This window comes from Photobacterium kishitanii, assembly GCF_003026355.1.
Taxonomy (GTDB): Bacteria; Pseudomonadota; Gammaproteobacteria; order Enterobacterales; family Vibrionaceae; genus Photobacterium; species Photobacterium kishitanii.
In genome coordinates, this window is sequence record NZ_PYON01000001.1 from 353,365 (window position 1) to 367,250 (window position 13,886).

A 13,886-nucleotide genomic window follows, 5' to 3' on the forward strand; every position below is an offset into this window, starting at 1 on the left:
ACCATGGATTTTTTTGTACCATTGGCTAAAGATATTGATCAAGCTCAATCTGTTTATACATCGATTGCAGAGCATGTCTCAGCACCTACACCAACTAATGATAAACGTATTCAAAAATTAATTTGGACCCATGAAGGTGTTGAATGTATAGGCGAAGTAGGGAAATTACCGCCAGAGGTATTCCGTGCTGACGATGAAATTTTAGCTATTTTCGAATGCGATAATGTTTACAAAATTTGTACCCAAAACCGTGGTGTTATCAATTTTGATCCTATTTTAGCAACGACTGACACCGTAAAACGTGTGATTTACTTTGATTAAAATCATTCTTTCAAAAACGCGCTTATAACAGCGCGTTTTCTCTATTATTAAAATAGACCTAACTGCGACGCGGTTATATTATCAAAAGACTTTCCGATAAAAATAAGAATACCATCAGCGACAGGCTTTAATTGTTTTTCTAAATAATGATTATAATCGATAGCGCTTTGGCGATATTCTACAGGCTCAGCGCCTGAAGTCGTAAATACATATTCTATTGCACCTTTTTGTTGGTATTGTAATGGCCGTCCTAATTTAGCATTCATTTCATCAGCCAATCGCGCAGCACGTACCTGTGGTGGAATATTTTTCTGATAATCATCTAAATTACGCCGTAGACGCTTACGATAAACTAATTGATCATCAAACTCCCCAGCCAAAGTACGATTAGTATAGTTACGTACATAATCATCGACGTCCTGATCATGAAATACCATTGAATACAGCGTTTGCTGAAAATGTTGAGCTAACGGCGTCCAATCGGTACGTACCGTTTCTAAGCCTTTAAAAACCATTTTTTCAACATCACCACGCCATACTAATCCTGCATAGCGTTTTTTACTGCCTGTTTCTTGTCCACGAATCGTTGGCATTAAGAATTTGTGATAATGGGTTTCATATTCAATTTCAAGTGCTGATACTAACCCATATTGCTGCTGGAGATGCTGCCCCCACCATTGATTGATATGTTCAACTAACGCATCACCAATAGCATTTGCATCTTGTTGAGAATGGGATTTTTTAAGTGATACAAATGTTGAATCAGTATCACCGTAGATCACCTCATAACCTTGTGCTTCAATCAACTCTCGAGTTAACTTCATGATTTCATGACCACGCATAGTAATGGATGAAGCTAAACGATGATCAAAGAAACGGCATCCTGATGAACCTAAAACACCATAAAATGAGTTCATGATGATCTTAATCGCTTGTGAAAAGGCTTTATCGCCATCACGCTTGGCACGATCTCGGGCAGCCCATAGCGATTCAATCATTTCAGGTAAAAAATGACGTGTTCGATGAAACTGCCCGCCACGAAAACCTGCAATAGCTTGATGCTCTGCTTTACCCTCTTCTAACAATAACCCTTCAACCAGTCCCATCGGATCTATCCTGAAGGAGCGAATAATTGATGGATACAAAGATTTGAAATCCAACACCAAGACTGAATCATATAGACCCGGTTTAGAGTCCATGACGTAACCACCTGGACTTGCTATCCAATTTTCACTTTCAAGATTAGGAGCAATATAACCAGCTCGGTGCAACTGTGGCATATAAAGATTAGTAAATGCTGCCACTGAGCCACCAATACGATCAAGCTCAACGCCAGTAAGACGACTGCGCTCTATGGCAAATTCTAATAAATGCGTATGTTTAAAAATTCGAGTAACGAGTTTACAATCTTGAAGATTATATTTAGCTAATGATAATTTATCATGCTTAAACATATGGTTAATTTCCGCCATACGATCATGCACATTATGAATAGCTTTTCCTTCTCCTAACAATTCTTGCGCTACCGCTTCTAATGACCAAGAACGGAAATTATAAGTGGCTGTTTTTAGGGTATCGATACCATCCATCACCACCCTGCCAGGGATACTAATAAAGCCTTGATTAGCATTTTGTGTTGAACGGCGGTAATGAGGCGTTTGCTTACCACGACCAATACGAAGATTAATCTTGTTCCATTCTGCGCGATGTAATAATAATCGGAAGTCAAAATCAATCACGTTCCAGCCAATAATGATGTCAGGATCATAACGAATAAACCACGCTTCTAGCGCGAGTAATAATGCTTTCTCATCTGCAACCCACTCGATATTCAATTCAACATCATCGTTAGAATTAGCCGAAGGTTCACCGACCATGATGACTCGACTATCGAGATCACTGTGCATACCGACTGAATATAAAACCCCTTTTTCTGAACACTCAATATCTAACGATACTAAGGTTAAATCTGGAATATAATCAGCGGCTTTAGCTTTCGCAAATAGCACATCATGGTATCCATTACGCAGTTTAGTATCCCCAGTGAACACTAAACCACCACGAATAAAACGCTCCATCAAAAAACGGTCAGCAAGTCGAATATCGGCTTCAAACGGCTTAACGCCTTCAACCTGTAAACATTTACTAATGGTGAAGTTATCTCGAATCGTTTCGCTATAGCACCCAACAACATTCTGATGCTGAAATGTTTTAAGCGGCAAAGGTTTCCATTGCACTTGAATATTAGCAGCCTTAATAATTTTCATGGCTTGCTGCTGCTGGCTTGCGCAGATAAAGAGTACGGGTTTATCGCCTATAATAGACAAGCGACAAGGACCTGTGGCGGTTTTCACCCACAGAACAATTTCCGTTTGTCCTTTAATATCTCGACTTTGACGAGTTAATACAAACCCAGTTGAATTTGACTGCAAAGAAACCTCAATCTGATCTTGATACGACAATAACGGCGTTAACCAATTTTTCGTTCGATATTATTAAACTCATTTACAATCCAGTCACCAAATTGCGATAGCATAAACAACGATGCTTTCTTAGGTACTTGTGGACCATTAATTAGCACAAATAGTCGTTCAATCTCAGTGGCTTTATCTGGATAGAACGCTAGAAAGAAATCAGCACATTGTTGATCTGTATATGCCCAGCCATCAATACGGCACGCGACTAACATAAAACAACTTCTGAGCATTTTTTTACCAGCACTGCGACAATAACCTTGATACTCAATCATGCTTTTAGTGCGCTTAATTTGTTGCTGCATATCTATTAAAAAAGAGGCTATATCATCATTAAATAGTTTAGCAATTTCCCAACAGGGTTCAAAATCACCAAATTGTTCACCAAGATTAGTCCCGTACAGACACACACTACAATGTTTGAGCCAAAAGCCCCACTTAAAAATAGTGGCAATAGAAAGTACGTCATCAAGTAATAACCACGTAATATCAACACTTGAAATCACAGGATACCGACGTTTTAAATCTTGGCATATAACGGCCATTCGGTGCTGTTCTTCAACTGTCAACGGGGCTGTTATCACCACTGTAAGATTCAGATCAGAAATACCATTCGTTGCCTGTCTATAGGCAACACTGCCATTAAGATAAATACTATGTAATACCGTTAATTGGGATTGTAAATCCATAACAGTAGCCATAATCAATGGCATGAAATCTAATTGAAAAGATGTTTGATTATCCAAACGAGGTAAAAATTTAGCCACAAACCATACTCATTACATCAACCAACAAATATTAATGACACTTTATTGCTAACCATGGTCATTAATTTACCGAATAAATACTAATATCACCCAAACCATATCGACTTTAAGCGTCAATTCCATCAGCAAAGCTAACGATTATTGCTAAACATCGCATATTTGAAGTGTTTCGGTATAATAACACTACTAAACATAGATAGAGATCAATCAGTATCATGGAAACAGAAAACCTTATTTCATACGATGATGTTATTGACGTCGCATACGATATTTTTCTAGAAATGGCAGCAGATAACTTAGAACCTGCTGATGTACTTCTTTTCACCATGCAATTTGACGATCGCGGCGCAGCAGAAGTTGTTGAAACTCGCGATGATTGGGAAGAGCATCTAGCTTGTGAGATTGATAAAGATCTTTACGCGGAAGTGTGTGTTGGTCTTGTGAATGAAGAAAATGACGAACTTGATGATGTTTTCGCTCGTTTACTAATCAGCCGTGATCCTGAAAACAAAGGCTGCCATATCTTATGGAAGCGTGACTAAGTCCATACGCTACCTATAAAAAAGGCGCTAGATATAACTCTCAACGAAAAAAAGAGTCGTATCCTGCGCCTTTTATTTAATCTTATAATGAACAGTGACTACTATTAACGAGCAAGAATGGTTGTATCTTGCTTACTATAACGGATCCACCATAAACTCATCACCACGATAATTGCCATCACCGTCATAACGACGCCTAGGCTAAATTGGCTTTGTGCGCTCATAAATGATGCTGCTAATGTTGCACCTCCAGCACCGACATTTTGCAAACCGCCAAGTACAGCCCCTGCCGTTCCGGCATGATTAGGAAATGGTTGCACTGCTGCTGTCGTTGCAACTGGACACAGCATACCTGTACCAATAAAGTACAAAAATGCACCGCCAATCAAACTCTTAATTGTAACTAAGCCAGAAAAACCCGGTATAATAATCGTCACGGCACCAAGTACCAGTGCAATCATGCCGATAATCAGCACTCGATCAACACCTAAACGACGAACTAAACGCCCAGATAGCCATGCCCCACCTAAATAGCCCGGTAAGGGTAAAATAAACAGCCAACTAACCGTAATCGGATCGAGTTTAAGCACACTACCTAATAACACCCCTGCCGATGCTTCAAACACCGCAATACCAGCAAATGTTGCGATAAGGCAAATAACATAGCCTTGGAAACGGCGATTACCTAATACATAACGGTAACTCACGAATACACGTTCAGCATGGCGTTTTTCTGGTGGCAATGTTTCGCTAAAGTATTTCATCATCGCAACAGTTACCGCGGCACCAAACACTAATAGAAATCCGTAAACCGATTCCCAACCCAAATGTTTAGAAAGGTAACCACCCAAAACAGGTGCAATAAGTGGAGATAAAATCACACCCATACTAATTAAACTATTAGCTTGGTGTAAATCATCACCGTCATAACTATCACGAGGTACAGTACGACACATTGCGCCACTACAACCAGTACCACAACCTTGAATAAACGTCGCGAACAGGAACCAATGGAAATTTGATGAAATTAAGGTACCAACAGTACCAATAAGAAAGATCACCATCCCAGAAATAATCACTGGGCGACGCCCAATACGATCAGATAATGGACCATAAATAAACTGTGATAACCCATAAGGAATAAGGTATACAGCCATTACTGCTTGTAAATACGCGGATTTAACAGAGAAAAATGTTGCCATATCAGGAATCGCTGGCACATACATTGTCTGTGTCATCTGCCCAACAGCAACCAAAATAATGAGTAATAATAATAACTTACCCATGTTACTAGCCGAAGATTGCTTAATCACAACCATCACCCTCAAAAAAGATTAATATTGTCAGTTAATTATTAATAATCAACATATTAAAGAAGAAGAAAAAATAGAATAGAGTATCTCTGCTATCGAAGACGAAGCTTGTTCGTTTAAATAGTATCTATGCCTGTAAATCAGCGCGAATAGTAATATTCTGGTTAATAACTAACAAGTGAATCTTGTACATACAGCACGATAGTTTATTATGAATTACATTAGAAAAACTAATGCTAACAAAATGCGAGAATTTAGCCTCCTTTTTTGTATAAAAAAGCCCCGTAATACTTTCAATTTACAAGAAAATACTATGGGGCTGTTTGATTTTATAAAGATTAATCAAACTTTAGGCGATGTTTACCGTGTGAAGCCTTTATTTTCAAATAACTTTCATTGCCATCTTTAACATGTGCTTTAGTACCAACAACTTCAACAATATTGATGCCATGCTCTTCTAAATCACAAATCTTTTTAGGATTATTTGTTACTAAACGTATTTCATTAACCCCTAATGCATCTAACATTTGGGCTGCTTCAGAGAACTCGCGCAAATCATCACCAAAGCCAAGATGATTATTCGCTTCATAGGTATTCATACCTTGGCTCTGCAATTCATAGGCATCGATTTTGTTATACAAGCCAATGCCACGCCCTTCTTGGCGTAAATAAAGAATAATACCGCCGACATTGCCCATTTTTTCAATTGTTTCATCAAGCTGCTCACCGCAATCACAACGCGAAGAATGAAACACATCACCCGTTAAACATTCAGAATGCATACGGACTAAAGGTGCTAGCGTTTTGTCTGCACCTTGAAAAATAATAGCAACGTGCTCTTTACCTGATTCAAGACCATTGAATGAAAGCAATTCAGCTGGGATATTGCTGTTAAGACCTACTTTAAAAGGCACTCTTGCCCTAACATTTACCATATTCTTCCTAAGCACTTCTTCATGTCCCTGCCGTAGAGGGGCATTTGATTATGACTAAATAATACCGAAATTAGGGTACCAACAACAACTATATCAAAAATCAATCAGGATCATTGATCCACATCTATTTTGAATGCGTTACATTACCACTTAGTACCACAAATATAAATGTTATATTATAACATTTTGTAACGATAAACCGTATTATTGGTATAAATGATAAAATAAATACATCTTTATCTATTCGCTTTAAATCAATGTCTAGATATTATCGGCTAACGCAATAAGCTGCTCTAGAATATGTTCACCATCAACACGTAAACCATTATGTTCATATTGATTGGTTTGCCATGACTTAGCATTCGTCAATAAGGCCAGTGTTTCGCAACTATAACGATACTCAACATACATATCTTCAACATACACTGCCGCAGCAACGGGTACGGTATTATTGGCTAACTGTTGTGCACAATATAATTGCGGCCAATCATTTTTTTGCGCCAATAAATGTGCGGCTTCTCGTAATGGTTGTAGACATGTCATTTGATCAAACATCCACGGATAAACCATTTCACCCGTAAAACTCAAGTCTTTACCTGTTTGATATTGGTACTGAGGATATTGATGACGCACTCGTTCAGCTGACCAATCTGATGCCTGCTGCTGGCAATAAATAGCTTCATGCAAAATGGCATAAATAGGATTGGTCTGATAGCTTTGCTGATTCAGCATCGTGTTAAGAAAAGTATAGCCCCGAGTTTCCCATTTTATATGGTTATCAAAATATATCTAACTACATATTTTTAATATAAAAACTATATTAACAACATATTGACAACTATCAGCATGAGAACTAGATTTTATATATGGCTTGTTTTTGGACTTTGATATATGGAAATATCACCGCTTAAGCACTACCCAAAACTTAACTCGGTATTACCACCACGATATCGAAACCGCATTATTGATTTAATACATCGCGTCAATAATCTTGTAGATTTTGGATATATTATAAATGCCTATTCTTTGTATGTAGTGGTCACGCAGGACGCAAACAGACCTTTCAGTCCGATTAAAATACTAAATTGCGAAAAATCATTTCAAGGACACCTTGAGGGTTTTGTTGGCTTTGTCTATGTCGAATTTCAATCACAAAAACTTGCCTCTCAATATAGTCTGTCGAAAACTATTCTTAAAACACTAGCACAATTGGCTTCTGATTATGGGTTGACTATCCAATTACCAGCATTATCAACTTATTCAATCAGTGCGGATGTACAACGATGCATTGACCTATACAACTCTCTGCAAAAAAATGAATCAGAACGGACTTATTACAACGGGTGGTCATATCGACTTAGGGATACAGAGAATGGCGTAACCGAAACCATGCCTCTCCATCTTGCGACCATCCACGATACCTACGGGGAAAACTTCTGCAATCTGATAGCCAAACGGATGTCGGATTACCTTTTTACGTTACCAAACAGCTCGACACCAGCCACTACCACATATCTCATTTCAGTATTAAATGCCCTCACAAGGCTCTTCAAAACTGAGGCAGAGCTTAGAGAGGCACTCTCCCCCAAGTGCTCAATTCGAACCATGATGGATATTTTTGATCTACTGCTTGAACAACGGGTTGATGGATTAGATGAGCGCAATAAAAACAAAAAAAAGAAGCGAACAAAACCAGAAATTATAAAACGTCTCACGATAGACTGGGTTAAAATAGTGACAGCATTTACGGAGTGCTTCATTAAAACAGGTGAGTTCGAGAAACCAAATTTCCCATTTATTCTACCTAAATTTAAGGAGCCAACTAAACAAAAAACCATCTCTGTAGGTGGCGATTTACCCGTCGAAATTGAAGAAAGTATCTTTGGCGACATTCCTATGGAAATCAAAGATGAGCAGGCGATAAATATTATCCACGATAGAATTAATCGTGAAATATTGCATGTTCGCACAATAGCTGAGCAATGGCTGACAGATATTAATGCACGTTTAGATAGAGTTGACGAATACAGGAAGGTTGGTCAAGTGAAGCCCTACCTAGGAGCGAAAAGTGTATCACGCTTTAATATTGGTGAATCTTATCCAGAAAACGTAGTCGCAACTTTTCATCATTATGGATACAACCCACCATTTCATACATCTTCTTACCCTCCATTCCTCAAAATGAAGACAGATAATATAATTAATTTATGCGCTCTACCGACATTCGCTGATCTTTATACATTATGTGCGCTACTCGTTATAGAACACCCTAAAATTACCCCCGCTTGGCTGGACGATTGGCGGTTATACGACAAGTCAGACACGCTTGATGGAGTCAGGAAAACAGGTGACCTGTGGGTTGCTGTTAGTTTGAAAAACCGTAGAGGAGTACATCTGGCTCAACAGGAGGTTATTCTAAACGACTTCTCTAAAAAAGTTGTGGACACAATAATTCGCCTTACATCTTTTGCGCGAGAATCCCTCAATAAAAGTGGCAATAGCAGGTATCGCTCGATGTTACTAATCAGCTCGCTTGGATCCGTTCGTAAACCTACAAAAATAGGAAATTCCATCTGTGACTTAGTAGGTCGTGGAACGAACGCATTTAACAATGCTTTATATACCGATTCCACCGATGAAAACGGATCACCGATACTCACCAAAGAGCAATCTGAAAAGTTGGCAAAATCACTGCACCTTCGCCCACTGCGTAGTTTGCGAGGATTACAGGTATATCTAGAAACAAAGAGCGTTAAAGCTGTTGCTGATGCACTTGGTCACAAGAATCCTGATATGAGTTTGCTGGAGTCCTACCTACCAAAACAAATCATGAATTTCTTTAATGATCGATGGGTTCGAATTTTCCAGAATGCTCTTATATTTGAGGCGATGAAAGACAATTCGCTACTACCTAAAGCGTTAGATTTTGATGAAAAAAAATTAGAGGAATTTCTGGCAAATCATCGGTTAAAAGATTTGCCAGAACACCTAAAGGTCATCAACTCTGACGAGGCAGAAAAAGAAGAAAAAGAGCAATTGATGCAATCAGATAAGATTGTTTTCATGATTTCTACAGGTTTGTTGCAAATGCTAATTGCTATATCCGATATAGTAGAAAATGCGATGCCTGATGAATCCATTCCAGAGGTTGTTGAACGATGGTATAAGTCAGCAAAATTTATTCTGTCGTGGCTTGATGCTGATAGCGGTAAAGAAAAAAGTAAAAAAGGCTCACTAAACCCAGAGCTTTACGATTTATACGCGCAGGCAAAAGAAAACCCTCTGTGCATAACCTCACTCAAGGAGCAGTTATGTTAAAGCTTGCCCTTACCCCACGACAGGAACTCACAAACGAATATACAGGAATTTACAACTACAGTTCTGAATCTCCCTATTGGTTAATTTCCAACTTTGATGCACCAGAGTGGACTCTGGAATTCCCCCTTAGAGGGAAAGAGCCGTACCAAAAAGTTATCGATTGGGGTAACGTGATTTTACCCGATAGGGAAAGGCTAACCAGTGACAAACACGCTCCACTACTAAACGCATTCAAATACTGGATAACGGCAGTTGATGACCCATTCACGAATGGCGGCAAACAATTAAAGCCAAAAACAGTGCTAGTTGCTATTCGTAGCGTTATTTCGCTGATTAATGCTATTTTGCTACACGCTGACGAAATTGACTTAGCTAATAGGCACTTATCAGCAATTAATGACGACTTTGTTATGGCACTATTGGTGGATTATGCTGAGGATGGAGGTGTTGAAAATGGTTTTTACCACTACCATGATAAAGCAGAGTCGTTATTGCGAGATGCAATCACCAATATTAGCGATGATGAAGCTAAAAATTTCGCAGAAAAACACCCATTCTTACTAAGAGATCTCCCTCTTGAGTTAACACCACTAAATTTAAGTGTTGATGATCGTGTTAAAGCATGTTGTTGGTTGGAACAACAGGAGTTCTACCGTTCCACCTCCAATACTAATCGGGGAGTTACTCGTCCTCAAGGAAACTCTACGATATTAAAATATCTAGTTTATCGAGAAAAAATCCTTTGTTGTAACGATTTACAATTATCTATGATAGAGGAACTACCCCTTATAGACAGCGGCACAAAACGTGAATACGCACCTGTTCAGCAAATAACAGAAGGCACCACATTAACAGAATTCTCAATAGTCCCTTTTATCGCTGCATTCAAGTACTTACTTGTCGCAAATGACCATGATAAATGTAGCCATATAGCTGACGACAACGCCCTTAAAAACATTACCGTTAGTCGTATTCAAGGTCATGTAAAACTAAAGAAATCAGGCCGTACACAAACCCTGCCTTACCCCGTTGTATTTAAGTTATATTCGGATGCCTTTACTTTTTGTGATAGCCACACAGACGCAATACTGGATTCCGTATTAGCAGTCCTTAAAGCCGCAAAAGGTCTATCTCGTACAAAAGTAAATACGATAAAAAAGGCTACTAAAAGGTCGATATTCGGTCAGTGGAAAGTGAGTGATGATTGGCATCACTTAGTTAACAATCATCTTCTTACTCTTGGTGTTAATAACCTATTCATTGATCCAATGCGGGAAGATTGGTTTGATGCCCTACGAGCTAATAACGGACTTTTTAATCTGTTCTCTGTGCTCATCGGCTCAGCGCAACTTCATCTAGGGGCGATGTGTGCGAGAAGACAAGACGAATTAACTTCTTTAATGCCTTTTGGCAACCTATCTCCTAATCTCGATCCATCAAGCCCTATTGGTAAAAAATCCAATTACAACCTGATTTTTAGGGTTAAAAAAACAGGTAGTGGTGGGAAAAATGCGATTAATGATGAGATTCAGCGCCCTATCCCTCGGAGTGTTGCACTTCTTATTTGGAAAATTGAGCAATTTAACCAAGACCTCATTGATAACGGATTGGCGAAGAAAGGTAATTTGGCATTATTTAATAACATTAATAATAAAAGCCTGACTGTTTTCAAGTCTGCTAAAAAGCAATTTAATGCCAACTTCGATGTGATGTGTGATTACCTTGAATCTCAAACAGTGATAGATAAAAAAGGTATTACTCGCCGCTACTATATTCGACAACACCCGTTACGCCGCTTTTTTGCCATGATTTTCTTCTGGTCATCAGGTTATGACGGGCTTGAAACCATCCGCTGGATGCTAGGGCATTCGGATGTAGAACACCTATATAACTACATCACGGAATCACAAACAGGTGGAGCCATTAAGGGCGTTAAAGCCGCATACCTTGTAGAGGCACTGCAATCAGGGGTTAAGCTGGAGGGCATTGACAGCCTCAGAGAGGTAATTGCTAATCGCTATGGAGTCTCAGGTAGTGCTATAAGACTTTATCCTTCCTCTGTCGCTGTAGAGACCTTTGAGGACGAGGATGACTACAAGACCACTCCCCCAATTGATGATCTGGATACACAGGCAGAATTGGAAAGCCAAGTGTTGGAGTTGCTAGAGGAAGATATTATCACGCTAGAGCCTAACTTTTTCAAAGTTGAGGGCAGTGAGCAGCAGTTTTATAACCTTGTATTGCAGGTGAAAGAAATAGGCTAAGGAGGGCAAAATGAAGGTCTTAGAGCGAAACCACCAAAAAATTTTAGAAACAAAAAAACTGTTAGAGAGCATCATTAGCGACCCTGAGCCATTTAAAGAGGATGAGATTATTAAAAAATCTCTTATTTCTCAAGGTGCTATAGCAAAATATGAAAACCGTGAATTAGGTATTTTTAGCTGCTCCGTTAATACCTATAAAAGCGTTTCTAATGATTTATTGCTACGTGGATTTACGGAAATAGATAAGCTGCGCCTACACGCCCAAGACGCAATACTAGGTAAAAAAAATAAAGCTAAAAAGCCACCTAAAGGTCGAATTGCAGCACTCGAAGACGAACTTAAAGAATTAAAAAAATCGGCAGAGATCGACAAAAAAACAATCGAGTTATTGATTCTTAGCCATCAAGAAATTCTTGCTTCATCTAAGCAGATAGCCTTTAGCAATAAGAGCATCGAAGAACGCTGTAAGCTCTATAACGAAATGGTAGAGCGAGATGAAGCAAAGCGAAACTTTTTCTTGTATGGGGTGACGTCATGCCAATAACGTACCTAAAAGACTTTCAGATTTGGGATTTTTATCGTGCCGCAACTAAAAAATTACAGTTGGTTGATAAATCGAACATGCCCTATGTGACATATGATAACGGCTTCCCTTGCTATGAAGCTAATGCATACCTATTAGGGCAAGCCAAAAAAGGTAGGTCTTTACGTATTAATGGCGGAACCGTTAAAACCTATGCCAAAGATATCCACCATCTAGTTAGATGGTGCTACAACAACCGCTTGCCTCTAACAAAAATGACCGATGAAAAATTTCGGAATTTTATCGATTATTTGCAGGAAGGCAACGTTAGAAAAAATAATCATGTTCTAAAAATAGGCAAGCAATGTCTGCACTTTTTAGAGTTTATAGGGGAGTCCAAAAGTCACCTAACTAACTTTATAGGTGAAGGGAGCGAAAATGCCATTTGCATTGAGTACAAAACCAGCAAAATAGGACTCGGTGGAAAAAAATCTAAGGAAGTCAAATCGATACATCACCCAGCACTACCAAAAAAATCAGCAGAAAGGAGGCGCTTACCTGTATCCAATGACGTGTGTGTAAAGCTATGGGCTTATATATCAACACAAAAGGATATCCTTCGCAGATTCCGAGATGCTGCTGTTTATCAGTGTCTTGAGGAGCTTGGTGGCAGGGTAAGTGAGATCCACCTGATAACTGTCGATTCGGTAAAGGCTGCAAAAAAAATGGACAAAAACCCATACTTGCGACTTCCCGTACTAAAGCGACAGGACGACGTTGAGGATAGAGTCATCCCAGTTACACATGATTTTCTTAGCGTTTTGGACGACTATCTCATCCGCAGCCGTAAAAAAATTATTAAGAAGACGCTCGGTAAAGAAAATGATCACGGCTTTTTGTTAGTTTCCACAACCACAGGCAAACAGCTACAAAGCGGCTCCATTACAGACATGATGAATAAGTGGAAAAAGAAGCTTGGCATCACGGAGCCACTGCACCCTCACCTATTTCGCCATGCATTCATCACAAACAATTTAATAAATTTGATGCGCCAGCATGAAATTAATAACGCTGATGAATTTCGAAACACCTTGCTGCATACCGAAATGTTCAAGATGCAACTTCAGGAATGGACAGGACACAAAAACATAGCCTCGCTAGATCGCTACATACATCTAGCGGTAGCGCACATAAACGGCTATGACAAGGCATTTAACGTAGTGCAGTTAAATAATGCGGTCAAAACAATGAAGCGCACTTTAGCCTCTATTAAGCTGCAATCTACAAGAAAGGAAATTACGGCAACAGAAATGCTAATGCTGCTAGAAAATGCCACGGATGCTTTTGAAATGACAGTAGCAAAAGCACTAAGCGAAGAAACCAATGATGATACTTAATGGATGCTTTTTTTTGGGGGGTAACAGCTAAA

Annotated in this window: 10 protein-coding genes and 1 pseudogene; 6 read left to right on the forward strand and 5 right to left on the reverse strand. The window is 39.1% G+C overall.

Annotated features, from left to right (window positions below; translation table 11 throughout):
- The first annotated feature begins 3 nt into the window (after window positions 1-3).
- Complete coding sequence (locus C0W29_RS01610) at window positions 4-321, forward strand: hypothetical protein (protein WP_036794331.1); 318 nt, start codon at window positions 4-6, stop codon at window positions 319-321.
- 47 nt (window positions 322-368) lie between these two features.
- Here the strand turns inward: C0W29_RS01610 and C0W29_RS01615 are convergent, their stop codons facing one another.
- Both C0W29_RS01615 and C0W29_RS01620 read right to left on the reverse strand, forming a co-directional pair.
- Window positions 369-2,753, reverse strand: coding sequence for a DNA polymerase II (locus tag C0W29_RS01615; protein WP_045045020.1), 2,385 nt, complete (start codon window positions 2,751-2,753; stop codon window positions 369-371).
- Between the two features lie 38 nt (window positions 2,754-2,791).
- A complete protein-coding gene (locus C0W29_RS01620; protein WP_045045019.1) occupies window positions 2,792-3,562 on the reverse strand; it encodes a hypothetical protein in 771 nt (256 codons plus the stop codon).
- A gap of 215 nt (window positions 3,563-3,777) precedes the next feature.
- On the opposite strand from C0W29_RS01620, the gene C0W29_RS01625 reads away from it, so the two are divergent.
- Window positions 3,778-4,104 carry an HI1450 family dsDNA-mimic protein gene (locus C0W29_RS01625; protein ID WP_036794328.1) on the forward strand — a complete coding sequence of 109 codons (327 nt, stop codon included), beginning with the start codon at window positions 3,778-3,780 and terminating at the stop codon, window positions 4,102-4,104.
- 104 nt (window positions 4,105-4,208) lie between these two features.
- Here C0W29_RS01625 and emrD read toward each other — a convergent pair whose 3' ends face one another.
- The 3 genes and pseudogenes from emrD to C0W29_RS01640 all read right to left on the reverse strand — a co-directional run.
- Complete coding sequence (gene emrD, locus C0W29_RS01630) at window positions 4,209-5,423, reverse strand: multidrug efflux MFS transporter EmrD (protein WP_045041889.1); 1,215 nt, start codon at window positions 5,421-5,423, stop codon at window positions 4,209-4,211.
- A gap of 332 nt (window positions 5,424-5,755) precedes the next feature.
- The gene (locus tag C0W29_RS01635; protein WP_045041888.1) at window positions 5,756-6,352 is read right to left on the reverse strand and encodes a GTP cyclohydrolase II; all 597 of its coding nucleotides are present in this window, start codon (window positions 6,350-6,352) and stop codon (window positions 5,756-5,758) included.
- A 261-nt stretch (window positions 6,353-6,613) separates the two neighbouring features.
- Window positions 6,614-7,102: pseudogene (locus tag C0W29_RS01640) on the reverse strand (alpha/beta hydrolase); the annotation flags it as partial.
- A gap of 141 nt (window positions 7,103-7,243) precedes the next feature.
- Here C0W29_RS01640 and C0W29_RS01645 point away from each other — a divergent pair.
- Genes C0W29_RS01645 through C0W29_RS01660 form a run of 4 tightly spaced genes read left to right on the forward strand, consistent with a single transcriptional unit; the run spans window position 7,244 to window position 13,854 of the window.
- Entirely contained in the window at window positions 7,244-9,670 is a 2,427-nt protein-coding gene (locus C0W29_RS01645; protein ID WP_045045018.1) for a hypothetical protein, read from the forward strand.
- Window positions 9,664-11,934, forward strand: coding sequence for a hypothetical protein (locus C0W29_RS01650; protein WP_052671636.1), 2,271 nt, complete (start codon window positions 9,664-9,666; stop codon window positions 11,932-11,934). Before C0W29_RS01645 ends, C0W29_RS01650 begins: the two co-directional genes overlap by 7 nt.
- 10 nt (window positions 11,935-11,944) lie before the next feature.
- The gene (locus C0W29_RS01655; protein ID WP_045045017.1) at window positions 11,945-12,478 is read left to right on the forward strand and encodes a hypothetical protein; all 534 of its coding nucleotides are present in this window, start codon (window positions 11,945-11,947) and stop codon (window positions 12,476-12,478) included.
- On the forward strand, window positions 12,469-13,854 hold the full coding sequence (locus tag C0W29_RS01660; protein ID WP_045045016.1) for a tyrosine-type recombinase/integrase: 1,386 nt from the start codon (window positions 12,469-12,471) through the stop codon (window positions 13,852-13,854). The genes C0W29_RS01655 and C0W29_RS01660 overlap by 10 nt, the downstream gene beginning before the upstream one ends.
- The last annotated feature ends 32 nt before the right edge of the window (window positions 13,855-13,886 follow it).